At 35.8% G+C, this 17862-nt stretch carries 10 protein-coding genes; 3 read left to right on the forward strand and 7 right to left on the reverse strand.

What is annotated here, in order from left to right:
* Positions 1 to 77: 77 nt before the first annotated feature.
* The 5 genes from ACFFLS_RS21455 to ACFFLS_RS21475 form a co-directional block, all read right to left on the reverse strand.
* Complete coding sequence (locus tag ACFFLS_RS21455) at positions 78 to 2378, reverse strand: GH92 family glycosyl hydrolase (protein ID WP_379687328.1); 2301 nt, start codon at positions 2376 to 2378, stop codon at positions 78 to 80.
* 323 nt (positions 2379 to 2701) lie between these two features.
* Entirely contained in the window at positions 2702 to 4315 is a 1614-nt protein-coding gene (locus ACFFLS_RS21460; protein WP_379687330.1) for a RagB/SusD family nutrient uptake outer membrane protein, read from the reverse strand.
* A gap of 19 nt (positions 4316 to 4334) precedes the next feature.
* A complete protein-coding gene (locus ACFFLS_RS21465; RefSeq protein WP_379687332.1) occupies positions 4335 to 7346 on the reverse strand; it encodes a SusC/RagA family TonB-linked outer membrane protein in 3012 nt (1003 codons plus the stop codon).
* A gap of 278 nt (positions 7347 to 7624) precedes the next feature.
* Positions 7625 to 9796, reverse strand: coding sequence for an alpha-N-acetylglucosaminidase (locus tag ACFFLS_RS21470; RefSeq protein ID WP_379687334.1), 2172 nt, complete (start codon positions 9794 to 9796; stop codon positions 7625 to 7627).
* Between the two features lie 448 nt (positions 9797 to 10244).
* Positions 10245 to 11267, reverse strand: coding sequence for an LLM class flavin-dependent oxidoreductase (locus ACFFLS_RS21475; protein WP_379687337.1), 1023 nt, complete (start codon positions 11265 to 11267; stop codon positions 10245 to 10247).
* A gap of 152 nt (positions 11268 to 11419) precedes the next feature.
* Between ACFFLS_RS21475 and ACFFLS_RS21480 the strand changes: the two genes are divergently transcribed.
* Positions 11420 to 11992, forward strand: a complete 573-nt coding sequence (locus tag ACFFLS_RS21480; protein ID WP_379687338.1) for a Crp/Fnr family transcriptional regulator — start codon at positions 11420 to 11422, stop codon at positions 11990 to 11992.
* A 98-nt stretch (positions 11993 to 12090) separates the two neighbouring features.
* On the forward strand, positions 12091 to 12999 hold the full coding sequence (yddG, locus tag ACFFLS_RS21485; RefSeq protein WP_379687340.1) for an aromatic amino acid DMT transporter YddG: 909 nt from the start codon (positions 12091 to 12093) through the stop codon (positions 12997 to 12999).
* Positions 13000 to 13007: 8 nt separating this feature from the next.
* Here yddG and ACFFLS_RS21490 read toward each other — a convergent pair whose 3' ends face one another.
* Together ACFFLS_RS21490 and ACFFLS_RS21495 are read right to left on the reverse strand one after the other, a co-directional pair.
* Positions 13008 to 13703: a LytR/AlgR family response regulator transcription factor gene (locus tag ACFFLS_RS21490; protein ID WP_379687342.1), complete on the reverse strand. Its 696-nt coding sequence runs from the start codon at positions 13701 to 13703 to the stop codon at positions 13008 to 13010.
* Positions 13700 to 15346 carry a histidine kinase gene (locus tag ACFFLS_RS21495; RefSeq protein ID WP_379687344.1) on the reverse strand — a complete coding sequence of 549 codons (1647 nt, stop codon included), beginning with the start codon at positions 15344 to 15346 and terminating at the stop codon, positions 13700 to 13702. Before ACFFLS_RS21495 ends, ACFFLS_RS21490 begins: the two co-directional genes overlap by 4 nt.
* Before the next feature lie 108 nt (positions 15347 to 15454).
* On the opposite strand from ACFFLS_RS21495, the gene ACFFLS_RS21500 reads away from it, so the two are divergent.
* Entirely contained in the window at positions 15455 to 17824 is a 2370-nt protein-coding gene (locus tag ACFFLS_RS21500; protein WP_379687345.1) for a TonB-dependent receptor, read from the forward strand.
* The last annotated feature ends 38 nt before the right edge of the window (positions 17825 to 17862 follow it).

Raw genomic sequence — 17862 nt, forward strand, 5'->3', positions numbered from 1 at the left:
TTTTGCTACTGATTAAAAGGATTTTTTACTACGATTGCGAGTAATCCTTTAAATCTGTGAAATCTGTGGCAAAAACTTTACTTCGACATTTCTAAAATTAATTCACCGCCATTCGTAATTTCCTGATGTGAGAGTGTAAAATTCTGTACTGCTTTATTGTTGTATTTAATGTCTTTTATATACACATTTTCGGCATTGTTATTATTGGCTTTAATGACAAATGTTTTCCCTGAATAATATTTCGGATTTAAATCTATTGTGATTTTATTAAAAATCGGACTTCCTATTTGGTAAACGGCATCTTTGTCTGTTCCGCCATTCATTTGAAATAATCCAATTTTTAGCAAAACATTCAAACTTCCCATTAAACCTTGATCTTCGTCTCCGTTATATCCCGTTGCTGGAGACAATCCGCTAAAAGTGGCTTTGACTACTTTTCTGGTCCAATACTGCGTTAAATCTGGTCTTCCTAAAATAGTAAAGATATTGGAAGTCTGCATAGAAGGCTGATTACCGAAATTTACTGGAATTCTGCTAAATTCTGGATGCAATTCTGCATCATGGGATGTACCAGAAGTATAATTTTGTTTTTTAGCGGTTTCAAACTGCTGATTTAATTTTGCTGCGGCATTTTCTTTTCCTCCCATTAAATCGGCTAAACCATCGATATCATGAGGAACAAACCAAGTTGATTGTGCTCCGTTGGATTCTATAAATCCGTTTTCGTATTGGTATGGATCGTAATTTTCTCGCCATTTTCCATCTACATTTTTGGGACGCATCCATCCAACTGATTGATCAAAAACATTTTTATAGTTTTCTGATCTTTTCATGAAATATTGACAATCTTTTTCATGATTGAGTTTTTTAGCCAATTGAGCTAAAGTCCAATCTTGATAGGCATTTTCTAAAGTCTGACTTGCTCCATCTTCGTGACTTCCGAAATTTCCATCAGGAAGCGGATACGGTACATAGCCTTTTTCTAAATAATATTTTAAACCTCCACCAATATTGGTGTTGTGTTCATATCCTGCTTTTTCCATAATACCACCCGGCATATGATTTTTTTTAAGTGCAATGTAAATTTCCTCTAAATTTTCTTTTACAATTCCTTTCTGAATCGCACTGACGATAAAGGGAGTGGTCGAAGCTCCTGTCATTACATAAGTATCATTTCCACCGGAAGGCCCACGCGGAATCATGCCTCCGTCTTTGTAATATTGCATTAAAGAATATACGAATTCTTCCATGACTTCAGGGTAAACTAGACCCCAAAGATTATTGATTGTCCACTGTGCACCCCAAAATGCATCCGAATTGTAATGGTTGAATTTTGGTTTTCCGTCTGCGTTTAAAGGCAAATGTCCCACCCTAAAATTCTCCCCAGTATTATCAGGGTAGGCTCCATTTACGTCACTGATCATTTTTCTCCCTTGCAGAGCATGCCATAAATCAGTGTAAAATCTTCTTTGATCGGTTGCTGTTCCTCCTTCAATTTTTATTCTTCCTAATAAATCGCTCCATTCTTTTTTGGAATCTGAAACTGTTTTATTAAAATCCCAGTGAGCCAATTCCTTTTCAATGTTGTTGTTGGCATTTTCAATTGAAGTATAAGAAATACCAACTTTCATCAACAACTGTTCTTTTGTTTTAGAAAAATGAATCAAATAATTTCCTGTTGCATTATCTCTTTCTACAGAGGTAACAGGCGTATTGGTTTTAACTTTAAAAAACACGGTCAATGGCTTAGGACGTCTGAAATTGGTGCTTAAAACCAGAGAGCCAGAAAGCTCAAAGTCATTGTTCTTTTCTAATTTTCCATTGGTATTGTCGCAAGGCCCTAAAACAGTGTTCAAATTAAAAAGAACTGCCCTTTGCGATTTCGCAGGAAAAGTATATTTATGAAAACCAACTCTCGGTGTACTGGTTAATTCAGTTGTTATTTGATAGCGGTCTAGTTTTAAAGAATGATATCCTGGCGTTATAATTTCGGTTTTATGACTGAATTTAGAATAAAAGTCTTTAAAAACAGTCTGTTTGTTTTGAGTCGAAATTGTCACAGGCATTACCGATACGCCCGACATCTGCCATTCGTGTACATGGCTAAAACCTTTTACGGTATCTGTTGTATATTTATAGCCACCTCCCCAATCGCCTTTAATCTCAGTATCAGGATTTAGGTTTACCATACCAAACGGACGACTTGCAGAAGAAAAGAAAAACCATCTTGAATTTTCGGTGTCCAACAACGGATAAACCAGATCTGAAATTTGCTTCTCTTTTGAAGAAACCATTTTCTGGGCGTTGCATGACACTAAAAAAATAAGCGTTAAACCTATTCCGATACGTCCTATTTTAGAGATTTTGTTTAGTTCCATTATTCTGTTTATTGATGGGGCAATGTGTTTTTTGAAAGGATTTTGGGAGTATTTGATTTATTGCTAAATCGAAAATATTAAGGCATAGGAATTATTCGAGAATTATTATTGAAAAACATTCTCAAAGTATAACAGAATGTTACAAAGCTTAAACTTTCTTAAATTTTCAAAACCGACATTCGATTAAGCTTTGTTTTCATTCAAAAAATAAACTGAACTGATTTTCATGAGCAACTAAGAAATCAGTCTTTTTAAAAAGGAGAGGAATTTTAGTCTCCTCTCCTTTTCACAATTAAAATGCGTACTTAACTAAACTCTTGTTTTTAATATCCGGTATTCTGAGTTAAAGCAGGATTTAAAACCATTGCATTGGTCGGGATTGGGAAAACACGACGATAGGTATCTGCATTGGTTTTATAACCCCAAGATCCTTCATATTTTCCAAAACGAATCATATCATTTCTATGCCAAGCTTCCCAAGCAAACTCACGGCTTCTTTCTCTATAAAGATCTTCTAACGTTACACCGCTCAAAGCTACAGAGGTTGTACGATTTGAACGAACCATGTTTACTAATGCATCTGCAGTTTGTCCTAAAGTAACGGTTCCGCCACGAAGAATGGATTCTGCTTTCATTAAAAGCACATCTGAGTAACGCAAGAAAGGAACATCGTTCTTTTGGTTACGGTTTGTCGAAGTTGCATCTGGATAAAATTTGATATTTCTGTATCCCATATTCCAGGCGATTTCATCATTTCCAAGATCAAATAAAGTTACACTCTGGCGAGGTACAATGTTTGGAGTTAAATTCACCTGATATGTATAAGTTGCTCCTCCGTCTGCACCTGTATAAAACTGATCATATCCTTTTTTGGTTGTCGTAACTGTTACTGGAGTAACACCGTCATTCATATATTGAAGTCCTGTCAACCATTGTCTGTTGCGGATATCATTTGCATCATTAAAATAAGCGTAAAATTCAGGAAGTGTACTTCTTGGCGCGCTTGGTGTAAATGGAAGGCCGAACTTAGCTCTTTCAGAGCGAGGTACATCATAACGTGCATGATACATTTGTCCGTTATAGCCCACTGTTACCGCTGCTGGATCGTAAGGAACTGCAAAGATAAATTCTTTCATAGCCGGACCGTTGGTCGGATAAAACATTTGCAGGTAAGTTGCTCTTGGCTCAACAGCATACAAACCAGAATTAATTACCTGATCGCAAGCTGCAATGCATTCGTTGTAACGTGATGTTCCTGTGTAAATGTTTGCATTCAAATACAACTTCGCTAACATTGCATTGGCTGTCTGCTTATTTGGTCTTCCGTAAGTTGTAACTCCAGATGCCGCATTTAAATTTGGAACAGCGCTTTTTAACTCTTTTTCAATAAAACTGAAAACTTCTGCTCTTGGAGTTTTAGCATGAGAAGTAAAATCTCCATATAAAGTGTCTAATGGCACATCTCCATAGCTATCCATTAACATATAATAGGAAATCGCACGCATTGTTTTCAACTCCGAAATCAAAGTTTTTTTCTCTGCACCCTCCGGCATTGTTTGTCTTAAAATAGAAATAGCCTGATTACTCGTTCCGATTACTTTAGATGACCAATCCCAAAGACTTCCAATGATACCATTGTCTGCATTCCAGTCATGAAAATGCATGGCAATATAATTTCTGTTGTCAAACCAGTTTCCTCCTCTCGCTGGTAAAATGGCTTCGTCTGTTGTTAAAGATTGCGACCACCACCAAGCAAATGAAAATTCACCTCGGAAGGCTGCATAAACCGGGCCTGTTGTCTGAATGTACTGCGCTGAGTTTTGTGGAAATACTTCAGGAGTCAATTGTGTTGAAATAGGCACATCAAGATCATCGCAAGACCATACTAAACCAGCCATCAATACTGGAAGACCTAAATATTTTAATATCTTTTTCATAATTTTTAGCATTTAATTTTTAGAAGATCACATTTAAACCAAACATGTATGTTCTGGTTTTTGGATAGAAGTTATTTGAATCTACACCAGGAGCAGTTCCTCCTTGTTCAACTTCCGGATCAATTCCTGAGTACTTAGTAATAACAAATACGTTGTTTATGGTTTGATAAATACGTATACTGCTGATGTACTTGCTGACTTTGCCGAAATTGTATCCTAAAGTCATGTTGTCTAATCTTAAGTAACTTCCGTCTTCTATAAAACGATCTGAATATTTATATGAGTTTAAGTCATTTGGCGACTCGTTTCCAGCATCAACCAAAATATTATTGGTCATCGCTGTACTAGGTCTGAATAAATCGGCACGAGTTGCATTAAAAATTTTGTTGCCAAATACTCCTCTGAAGAAAATACTTAAATCAAATTTTTTGTATTGAAAATTATTGGCCCATCCTAATAATAATTTTGGCTGTGCACTTCCTGCATAATGATAGTCTACTCCAATTTGAGGCGTAGTAGTCAAATTACCGTTTTTGTCATAATATTGAGAAACTCCATTAGCATCTTTTCCGGCATATTTAAGTGTAAAGAATTGTCCTAATGGTTTTCCTTCTTTAAAAATCTGCAATGTACTTCCTGTTTGCCCTCCTCCATCTGGTTGTACACGACGGATAGAATCTCCACCAACAAAAAACGGACTAGTTAATTTTACAATCTCATTTTTGTTATGAGCTAAATTCAAGTTTGTCGACCAGCTGAAATTTGCTGTTTTAATTGGAGTTGTGCTTAAACTCACCTCAATACCTTTGTTAGACATTGTTCCTCCATTGGCTACAATTGTTCCCACTGGCACTAACACCGGATTAACATTGTAGTTAAAAATCATATCTGTTGTTTTCTTGTCGTACACATCAACAGAACCCGTTACTTTTCCTTTTAAGATTGAGAAATCAAGACCGATGTTTGCTGTAGCCGTTTTTTCCCATTTCAAATCAGGGTTTGCTGCTTGATTAGGTCCGTAAGCTCCAATTTGTTGTCCGTTGTAGTAGAAAGTTCCTAAACTTCCAGAAATAAACTGAGCAGTGTAAGCATTAAATCCTGATGAGTTCCCTGTTACCCCCCAGCTTCCACGAAGTTTCAAATCACCAAAAAAGCTTTGATTCTGCATGAAATTTTCTTTGTCTAATCTCCAAGCACCACCTACAGAAGGGAAATATCCCCAACGATTATTTTCTCCAAACATAGATCCACCATCTCTTCTAAGTGATCCTTGTAAAAGATATTTGTCTTTGTAGTTGTAGTTTAAACGTCCGAAATAAGAAATCAAACGTGTTTGTTGATATGCTTTACTATCTCCAAAATTTACCACATAACCATTCACAGAAGTGTAATTACTTAGAGCAAGGTTATTGTAACCTACGTTGTCAACTGGGAAATTAGTTGTTGTAGCCTGAAAACCATCTCCTAAAGTATTTTCTTGCCATGAATACCCCACAACAGCTTTTACTTTATGAGAACCAAAAGTTTTGTCCCAAGTAAAGAAACTCTCAATAATATTATTTCTAGTCTCGTAAGAATTTCTTAATGCAGAACCATTTACTCCAAAATTCACTAAAGATTTTGTCAAAGGTGGATCTGGGTTGTTGTAAAAGTTGGCACTATTGTATTGCGAATAATAGCTATCATAAAATTCTCCGTGAGATGCAGTTAATCTTTGGTGCGCTAAATTCAGATTATAAGTGATTCCAAACGGTAATTTTACTTCTGCAGTAAGGTTACCTACAAGGTTTTCTGTTTTTGTTTCGTCAGTACCATGCTGAATTAAAGCTAATGGGTTAAAGTATCCTGGACTAACAAAATTTTCAAACAAACTTCCGTCAGGATTTCTAACTGGAGAAACCGGAAGATAACTCGCTGCTTGCAAAAGTACCGTATTACGTTGTGGCACATTTTGATATTTTGTACTAGAATTAGTAACATTTAATCCAAATTTAACCTTATCATCAAAAGCAAACTGTTCAACAGATAAACGAGCGATGATACGAGAAAAATCACTTTTCTGCATTACCCCTTCTTTATTAAACGAAGTAATACTTGCTGTATAGTTTCCATGATCTCCGCCACCGCTCATAGACAAGTTATGGCTGCTAGATGCCGCACGTCCTGGTCTTAAAATCTCTTTCTGCCAGTTAGTGTTGGCTCCTTTATCATTTTCTGGAGTAAAATTCAAATTATTTTTAGTTGTAAAAGCTCTCAATTGGTCTGCATTCATCATGTCCAGATTATTTGAAACTTCTTCCCAACCCACATAACCATTGTATGCAATCTGTGTTCTTCCTTTACTTCCTTTTTTTGTTGTTACCATGATGACACCATTTGCAGCACGGTTACCGTAAATAGCCGTTGCAGCCGCATCTTTTAAAACGTCAATCGTAGCAATATCATCTGGAGCAATTACCGAAATATCTACTCCCGGAATACCATCTATTACATAAAATGGTCCTTGAGAACTATTTAACGTAGATGCTCCACGCAATACTACCGAAGCCGTTTTTGTAGGGTCACCACTAGATGAGATATTCAAACCAGAAACCTTACCTTGTAAAAGCTGTCCAACATCGCTGATGGCCCCTCTGTTTAATTCTTCTGCTTTAACAGAAGTTACAGAAGTAGTCAGGTTTTTACGAGATCCTTTTCCGTAACCTACTACAACTACTTGTTCTAGATTGGTTGTGGTAGACTGTAATCGAATTGAATAATTTGTTTTTGTTCCGTCTAATTTTACTGGTTGATCTTCAAATCCAATAAAAGAAAATATAAGTGTGGCATTTTTGTTTGAAGCCGAAATTTTAAATTTCCCATCAAAATCTGTAGTTACTGTATTAGTTGTACCTTTTTCCAGTACATTGGCAGCTGGCAGTGGAATGCCTTTGTCATCTAAAACTACACCAGACACTTCTGTTTTTTGTGCCCATGTATTCATTGAGAAGCCAAAGCAAAAGGCTAATAATAAAAGTTTAAGTTTTTCCATCGTGAAATTGGTTAATTGGTTAAATAGTACTGACGAAATTAGTGCTAATGAAATGTTAACAAATGGACAAGTTATTCATAAACATGGATAATTTCTATAAAGCCAGTGATAATAAGGGTTTGCGAAGTTATTTTTCTAAAATTCTATAGTTAAAAACTTACTAATAAAACGATTTCGGTAATTTGTCATTTCATATTTTTTAGGATTATTTGAATTCAGATTAAAAAAATAAGTTAATTTTCAGTATATATACGTATTAAATGCAATTAAGTATTAGATTATTTTATTTCTGTCCATTTTATTTCCCAATTTTTAATTAATTCTCTTTCTTTTGTTTCGTCAAATTGAGTATTATTTACAGCTGCATTTTTTAAAGCTTCTAAAAACATTTTCCATCTTGGCCAATAGAATCCTTTGTACATTCCTCGCCATGATCTTGAGGCATAATCATTCAAATGGCCTTCTCCACCCCAAAGCGTAATCAATGTTTTCGCATTTCTTGCATATAATGTAGAAACCTCAGAAGAGTTCCCATAATCAGATGCCGATTTTACCCATTGATCTAAGCTGTTTAATGGTTGACCAGACATTGCCTTATCAATATCCAAAGCTTGTTTTTCTATCTTCTTGAAAAGCTGATCTCCTTTTGAAATATCTTTATTCTGATAAGCTTTCACACATTCAATTAAATCTTCGTCAATAGAAAGCGAATAATAATGTCTTGCAACATCGATTAAATCATACTGAATAAGATTTTTTTTGTCGTGCTTTTTAGCTTCTTTACTTAAAACATCCAAAGCTTCTTTCAATTTTTTCTTATCTCCAGGATTTCCTTTAAATGTTGTAATTGTTGCCGTTGGACGTTTAAAAAACAAATACGCTCCTGCCCAGTCATTCCACCAGCGTGTTTCCCAATATTTAACATTGTAAACCGATTCCAGTAATAATTTCCAAGCCTGAAAAACAGGTTCTGAAGTTGTCTGTCCGTATCTTGCATTTAAGTATTTCGTCAACCAATCGTTTATCGGCTGTTCACCTTTACTCCACGGAAGATCATATATGTATTCGTAAACAATCGAATTGTTATTCAAACCTTCAGGCATTGCTCCATAACCAACGACATTTCCCCTATTTGGATTTTTCAACAAACTGGTCAATTCGTCTTTATAAAAATTCAAATCTCCATAAACAGGATTCGACCCTCCATAATTATGTACATAACCGTACGTCCATTGCTTGCCGTAAAAAGCTTCCTGATTTTCCCATACCTTATATCTATCATTGGCATAATCCTGAACCATTACTTTATCATTGGGAACTTTGCTCAAAAATGCACTTGTAGCTTCTTTAGTCCAAAACTCTTTGTTGTCGCCAAAAAGCCATCCCTGCATAACCCAAACTGCGCCGGGAGCAGCTTCATTTATGGTTTCGTAAACAGCGCTTCCATAATTTGAAAGTTCTTCATATTTATTATGTTCTGTAACTGGAGGCTCAATTTCATTGAAAGAATCGGCTAAATAGAAATTAGATTTTCCATACATCTTAGTGTAAATCTCAATAAAGCGTTTTCCTATTTGTTTGAATAAAGGATCTTTGGAATCTAATAGAAAAGTACTTGCAAAGCCACCTCCCGACCATGATTTCAATTCGGTTATTTTGGCTTCTGGATGTTTTTCGGCGAAAGCTTTAGGTACATAACCACTAAAAGCAGGCACAACAGGATGCATATCTAAAGCTCTCATTCTTTCTAAGATTTTCTTTTGAAGTGCTTCTTTCTTAACAAACCATTCTTGCGGTAACGGACCTTCTAGACTGTTAATATTTCCCATACGTTGCCATGGCAGATAAGCCGGGCCTGCAAAATGAGATTCTAATTGTAAATTGGTTAAACCATATTCTTTCCATAATTCCTGCCAAACGGCTTCCTGCCCTTCCATTGCTGTAGGAAGATTGATTCCGTGTAGAGCCATCCAGTCAATCTCCTGTTCCCAGCGTTTCCAATCCCACCATGGAGTTGTGTAGCCAAAAGTGCAGGCATTTAGATATTCCCTGTATTCAAATGGTGTATCTCCTTTTTTAGCATATTTCGGCCAAGTTTTAGGAAGATTTACCCTGTTTCCTTCCCAGCTTACCAAAACGGCGCCGATGTCTCTAAGAAAATTATATGCAGCATAACAAAGCGTAGTATTGTTTGGAGCTTTTACTTTTACCAGATTTTCCGTAGATTCAATCTCGAACCAGTCTTTATCTTTATTATTGCTTTCAATGATGGTAAATTCAAACTCATTGACACGATTACCAATTAATCTTTCTATAACTGACGCTGCATTTTTTGTTTTTTCATTGGTTTTATCCTGTCCTTTAACTGAGTAAATAAACAGCAATGCAACCAATGAGAAAACAATTTTTAAGGTACTGAAGTCCTTAATCTTACGAGTCATTTTTTTCATATCATAAAAATTAAAATTATCACATTTAACATAAAAGCTAAAAAACAAGAAGGGAGATTAAACATTTAATTAACCTCCCTCTTTAATAAAAACAAACAAAAATCTCTAACTAACTAATCCTTTTAATTTATTTTGTGTTCTAACTTTCAACAAACTTTACTAATCCTCACTAAGATTGTTTTTAAATGAAACAACCTAAAGTTTTATCAAAAGAAAATTTGAGCTTTTAATCAAAAATAAAAGTAGAAATAAACCCGTATGCAGTATATGGACGGATCAATCAAAAGAATAGACAGATTATCCATTTTAAACGGATTTCCTTAAAAAGATTGAGTTAGCGCAATTCTAACCCCAGTTTCATCACAAAACGAAGAACATTCTTAAAATAAATTGTGATAAAAACAAAAGCCCTCGTGTATGAGGGCTTTTAAAGATTATTGTACAAAACTTATCGCCATCCTAATGCTGGGGCAATATGCTCAAGAATTGACGACAAAATATGTACATTATAGTCAACTCCTAAAGTATTGGGGATGGTCAGCAGTAAAGTATCTGCTTCTTTGATTGCTTCATCCTCTTCCAATTCTTTAATCAATTTATCGGGTTCGGCTGCATAGCTTTTTCCAAATACTGCTCTTTTATCACGTTCGATATAACCAAAACTGTCGCTTCCTTTTCCTTGTGCTCCAAAATAATATCTGTCTTGATCATTCATTAATGCAAAAATCGAACGGCTTACAGAAACCCTTGCTTCACGCTGATGACCGGCTTTTTTCCATGCTTCCTTGTAAATTCTGATTTGCTCAGCTTGCTGTACATGAAAAGGCTTGCCGTTTTCGTCATATTTAAGAGTGGAGCTTTGCAGATGCATGCCGTTTTCGGCTGCCCAGACTGCTGTCGCATTTGATGCGGCTCCCCACCAGATTCGCTCTCGCAATCCTTCAGAATGTGGTTCTATTCGAAGCAGTCCCGGTGGATTTGGAAACATTGGATACGGATTTGGCTCTGCAAAACCTTCGCCTTTGAGTCCTTCCAAAAATTGCAATGCTTTTTGACGTCCCATATCGGCATCAGTTTCATCTTTCTGAGGTTCGTAACCAAAGTAACTCCAGCCGTCGATAACTTGTTCTGGTGATCCTCTGCTTATTCCCAGCTGCAAACGTCCTTCAGAAATCAAATCGGCAGCACTGGCATCTTCCAGCATATACAATGGGTTTTCGTACCTCATATCAATTACACCGGTTCCTATCTCGATTTTGCTCGTTTTTGCGCCAATTGCAGCAAGCAACGGAAAAGGCGATGCGAGTTGCTGCGCAAAATGATGAACACGAAAATAAGCGCCGTCTAAACCTATTTCTTCTGCGGCCACAGCTAAATCGATGGATTGGAGCAGCGTATATCCTGCTGTACGAGCTTGGTAAGAAGGATGATTCGACCAATGCCCAAATGATAAAAATCCTATCTTTTTCATAAATGGCTTATTTTTTTCTATTCCAAATATACGCATCAAAACCGAGTAATTTGTCATATCTGTTTCCATAAAAAACAACAAGTAGTTTCAATTGCAATTATCTTATACATATTTATTAAATTTAAACCGAAACTTTACAAATAGAAAACTAAATGAAGGAGCAGTTTAGGCAACATATCGAACAAACATCACCTATAAGTGAAGAAACATTTGATTATATATTTACTTTTTTCAAAGCCAAAAAAATTAGAAAAAACAGCATTATCATCGACAACGGAGATTTGGTTTCTCACGAATTCTGGGTGTCTAAAGGTTGTTTAAAAGCTTCATACATTCTAGAAGACGGAAAAGAAAAAATAATCAGATTTGCTGTTGAAGATTGGTGGGTAAGTGATTATGATGCTTATTTCAAAAATAAACCTGCTACACTTACTATAGAATCTCTTGAGGATTGCGAAGTTTTGGTTCTTTCTTTTAACGATCGAGAAAAACTCTGCAAAGAAATTCCCGAAATGAGTTATTTTTTTCGCAAAAAAATCGAAGGGGCTTATGCCGCTTTTCAAAAACGTCTTGTTTCTATGCTTTCTAATGATGCCCGACAGCATTATGAAATTTTCACACAGCAGTATCCTATGCTGATTGGACGACTTCCAAAATCGATTATTGCTTCTTATCTCGGAATTACACGGGAAACTTTAAGCAGGATTTCTAATACTCCACTGTGATTTACATCACGACTGATGTGTGACCTGCATCATTGGATTTTATGATTTTTATCGAAAACTTTGTGCTTTAAACGAAAAGCAAAATTGTAATTTACAGCATGACCAAACAGTCAAAAGCAACCGCCATAGGATTCTGTGCCATTATTTTATGGAGTTCCATCGTAGGATTAATTAAGGAAGTAAGCCATTCTTTTGGTGCAACTGCAGGCGCAGCAATGATTTACACCACAGCATCTCTATTTTTATTTTGCAGCTTAAAATGGACACCAATAAAACAATTTCCAAAAAAATATCTGATTATCGGTGCTTTGTTGATGGTGTCTTACGAATTATGTCTGGCCTTGTCAATAGGTTACTCACAAAACAGCAAACAGGCAATAGAAGTCGGAATGGTAAATTACCTTTGGCCTACATTTACAATGATTGCAACGGTTCTTTTTACTTCGAAAAAGGCTGGCTGGTTGATTCTTCCGGGCATCATCATATCAATGTTGGGCATTGTATGGGTTTTGGGTGGTGAAAAAGGTTTTAATGTTGACGAAATGTTGTTGAACATTCAAACAAATCCTCTGAGTTACGGATTGGCTTTTTTAGGTGCGCTTTTATGGGCAGGATATTGTGTCGCAACTATCCGTTTTTCAAATGGTGTAAATGGAATTACTTTATTTTTCATACTGGTGGCAGTTGTATTATGGATCAAATACTTTCTGATTTATGAACAATCTGAAATGCATTTTAATCTTTCCTCTATAATTTACCTTTTACTTGCCGGATCTGCAATGGGATTTGGTTACGCCGCTTGGAATATCGGAATCATACACGGAAATGTTACTGCCTTAGCAGGAGCTTCTTATTTTACTCCCGTGTTGTCTTCACTCCTTTCTTCGGTACTTTTGTCTGCATCTTTGGGATTGTCTTTTTGGCAAGGTGCATTGATGGTTTGCGCTGGTTCTGTACTTTGCTGGCTTTCAACAAGAAAATCTTCCGAAAGGAAAATTGAAAACTAATTCAAAAGCTAAATCAGCCTATATCTAATTTCTTTATATCTCGAACGCCCAACAGGAAGCAGTTCTCCATTCTTAAGAAGCATATTGTATTTGCCCCCCGCTTCAACCGTTAATTTATCTGCCTCATTCCACGATAAAATAAAGGATTTGTGAATTCTTTCAAAAGAAGATGGAAGCAGTTTCTCAAGCGCTTCGAGCGATTTGTCATGTAGCTCTATTCTTCCATCTGCCAAATGCAATTCGGTATAAATTCCTGCTCCTTTAATGTATAAAATTTCTTCAACAGGAATCAATTTGATGGCTCGTGCTTTTTTAACAGCCAAAAACCGAGTAGCATTACCTGGCTGTTTTTCTGTTGCAGCATAACGTAAAAAAGCCTGCTCCAATCTGTCTTTATCAAAAGGTTTTGGTACAAAATCCAGTACGCCATAATTAAAAGCCATAATAGCTTTATCGGTATAAGCAGAAATGATAATGGTTTGAAAAGATGCTGCTAAAAAAGCCTGCAGAATATCAAATCCATCCTCACCGTTAAGATTTAAATCCAGCAACAGTAAATCGATTGCATGTTGTTGAATGGTTTCCAATCCGTTTTCTAGAGCGTCACACAATAATATTTCTGCTTTTTCTTTAAAGAAATCCCTTGTCATTCTCTCAATTCGCTTGGCAATTCTGGCCTCGTCTTCTATAATCAGGATTTTCATCTTTTTTCCCAAATTTTAATTATAGTCCTCCATCCGCCTTCTACGGCTTTCGATTCAAAAGACCAATTTGTACCGTAACTTTCTGTCAATCTGGCTTTGATGTATTTAAATCCTGTGCCTTTGCGTTCGTCTTTTTTGCTATTTCGATTTTCAGCAATAGTGAGCATTGTATATTGTTTAAATTCATTTTCCCTCAAAAAACTCAGACAGAAAACAATACTTCCTCTTTTTGGCTTTACACTGTGCGTAATGCCGTTCTCTACTATTGTGTGAAATATTGCTGGAGGAACGCTTTCGTTTTCCTCAATTCCTTCTTCTTTCCATTCATAAAAAACCTCTTTTCTAAAGGACATTACTTCCAGATGTTTTTGGCATAATTCTATTTCTTGGCGAATTGGGATTAGGGCATCTTCAGAAATTTCATTCATGATATCAAACTCATCAGACAAGGCACGAATAAACAGAACGCCTTCTTTTGGCGATTCTTCAACCCAATCAATCAACGAAGTCAAGGTATTTCTAAGAAAATGAGGCTGAATGTTCTTTTTCAGCAATTCAAGCTGTAGTCTTGACGACAAAAGCAAAGACGCATTATGAGCTTCTTCAATCGCTTTGGCTTTTATAGTATGAAGATAAAGCATACACAATACAATAATCGTAAAAGCAATGAACAGTCCGAAATCATAAAACATAAAATAATTTACGACGGCACCCGCAAGCAAACCAGCCACAACTATCAGACCGCCTTTGACTTTCTTAAATACAGCAATTATTGCAATAACAACAGAAAAAATACGCGCCGCATAAGTCAAATATGCTGCCGATATATCGTAATGCCCGTAATGGTAAATGTATATTGCGATTAAACTTATTAATAAGAGAAATAAAAACAATTTCTTATTTTTAAACTCAAACTGCAGCAGAAAATACCACGGAATAAGTATTGAAATTGCAAAAGTTATCCCGCCTATGATTTGTAATCGTACAAAAAAATTGTTATATGGAATCGTAATGTAATATTTTGCATATTCTAAAATCAATAAGCAGAAAAAAAGAAGACAGATTATTCCGAAAAGCAAAACCGCAGATTCATTTCGAGTACTGTTTATATATAGAAAAAAATAGTAGACCGCCGCAATTAGAAAAGCCCCCGCCATAAGATTCATAAAAGAAATCACGATAAGAGGAGCGCGATGAAGCTGCAGATAATCTTTAAGTTTTAGATGAATTTCTCGATTTACCTCGCGCAAATGAGTTTGAGTTCCAACTAATGTAACCTTATGTTTTCCAATAACGGATAATTTCTGTGGTATTTGATAATAAGTGGTTTCTGTTCCGGGACTTTCGGCACTTCCTGATTGCGCTCTCTTGCCATTTTTTCCGACCAAAACCCCGTCCCAATAAACATCAAAGGCTCCAAAACCATTAATCTGCATTCCAAGCGGTTCTGATTGATTTTCGTATTTGAGCAATTCAATTTCTATCTCAACCTTAAAAGCTCCACTTCCATTTTTATCTGCTTCATATTGTTGATGATCATAATCAACATCATAAATTATATCAGATGTAACATATTCCTTGTAGTACTTGCACGAAGTAAAAAGTACTAAAAGTAAAATAAGAAAGAGTCTATGTCGATACATAAGATAAAGATATAATTAAATATTGAATGGAAAGTGCATTTCAGAAGTCGCCAGAGCCGTTGACAAGTCCTTAAGAAAAATACTATATTTTATTATTAATCTTGTGCTATGAAAACACTACTAACCACCATTATTATTATTTTTTTACCATTTTATGCCAGCGCGCAACAACTTACGATTTCTGGCAAGGTAAAAGACCACACAACTCAAGAAGAATTGCCATATGTGTCAATATCGGTAAAAGACAGCGCTCTGAAAATCATTATGACCGCGGTAACTGATGAGCACGGCATTTTTAAACTCGAAAAAATTCCTGTCCAAAACCTAACAATGACCTTTACTTTTATAGGTTATCAAGATTTTGTACAAACTGTCGAAATAGAGTCAGATAAATCCAAAATAGATCTCGGAATCATACTCCTACATTCAAATGCAGTAGAACTGAATACTGTTGAAATTACTAATGAAAAGCCAGCTGTCAGTTTAAAATTGGACAAAAAGGTTTTTGAACCTGGTAAAGACGTTTTGTCACAGAACGGTTCTGCTCACGATGTTTTAAACAGCGTTCCATCCGTATCCGTTAGCCCGTCAGGAACCGTTAGCCTTCGTGGCAACAGCAATGTATGGATATTGATCAATGGGCGTCAATCTGGACTTGCACAAAGCAATGCTCTTGATCAGATTGCGGCAGATCAAATAGAACGAATAGAAGTTATTACCAATCCGTCATCAAGATTTGATGCTGCTGGTTCGGCTGGAATTCTTAATATCATTCTAAAGAAAAATAAAAAAAGTGGATTTAACGGCCAGGTCAGGTTGGTTGCAGGTTCTCCAAATGACAGCAGGCTTAATCCAAGTATTAATTACAAATCAGAAAAAATCAATATTTTTTCTAATTTCAGCATACGCTCAACAGATTATGTTGGACTTTACACTACAAATCAGTCTATAAACAATAACGGCGCTACATCTTATATGGATCGAAATCAGAACGAAGAACGTCATGATGATGGCAAACTTCTCTATCTGGGAGCCGATTATTTTATTAGTGAACATCAGACCATTACGGCTGCTTTCTTAAAAAATGCGACACATGATAATGACAAGACACATTTGATGTATGATTATAGGAGTTCTGCGATTGACAGCATTTTATTCCGTGAAGGAAAATCACTAGAAAAACGGAATTACAACCAATTTGAATTCAATTACACCAAAACATTCCAAGAACCTTCAAAAAAATGGACTATAGATGTTCAATACGATTGGTGGAACAGTGTTAAAAACTGGAATCTCTCAACGCAGCAATTTTATCCTTTCGAAAACTTATACCCTGGAATCAGAACAAAATCGACGGGAAGCAGTAAAGATTTTTTGGCCAAAAGTGATTTTATACAGCCCATTGACAGCAGTTCGGTATTTGAAACTGGAATTAAAACAGAAATCCGTAAAGTTTCTAGTGTTTACAAAGCCGAGGAACAAAAAGATGATGATTGGATAATCTATCAGGATATTGACAATCATCTGGATTACAACGAAAATATCACAGGTGCTTATGCACAGTTTAACAGCAAAATTAAGAAATTCTCTTATATGCTCGGGTTGCGTACAGAAATCACCAATGTTTCTATTACAGACAACAGTAATTTATATAGTGATCATAAAGATTATGCAAAATTATTCCCTTCTGCCAATTTGAGCTATAAGTTTAATGCCTCGGCTCTGCAGTTCAATTACAGCAAACGCATTAATCGTCCTTCTTTATATGCTTTATATCCGTTTAACGAAGTTACTGATTTGAATGCACAATATGTTGGAAATCCTGGACTAAATCCGTCTTTTACAGATGTTCTTGAAATAGCTTTTCTAAAAAACTGGAAAAAAATCACCTTTAATCCTTCTGTTTATTACCAATTTGAAAAAGCCCGAATTCAGGATTTCACTTTCCGAAAAGATGCTATCTTTTTTACGACTCCAATTAATATTGATTACGAAAAAAGAATCGGTGTCGAGCTTTCTCTTTTGTTTAATCCTGTAAAATGGTTGCAAATAAATACAGAAATGAATCTTTTCCACTTCAAACAAAAGGGAAATTATAATGAAAATAATCTTGATTTTGATGGAGCAACCATAACAGGCCGCTTTAGTACACAAATTACGCTTCCGGCTAAATTTAGTCTTCAGGGACGTTACAACTTTCGTGCTCCGCAGCAGAATGCACAAACCAGAAATGATGCCTTGCAGTCTTTCGATTTTGGTCTAAGCAAAAATTTATTAAAAGATAAGACTTCTTTGGTGTTTGATGTTTCTAATGCTTTCAATCTTCGTCAAAACAAAAGCACAACTACTGGAACCGATTATGTCATCAACGAAAATAGCATACCAAATGCTGCACGTTACAGACTCAGCTTCGTTTATCGTTTTAATTTGACAGATCCAAAAGGAATCAGACAGGCCAAAAGTGCTAATCGAAATTAACGGATTCATTATTATTTTAAATAAAAAAAACCTCCAAA

Source organism: Flavobacterium procerum (assembly GCF_042431625.1).
Lineage (GTDB): Bacteria > Bacteroidota > Bacteroidia > Flavobacteriales > Flavobacteriaceae > Flavobacterium > Flavobacterium procerum.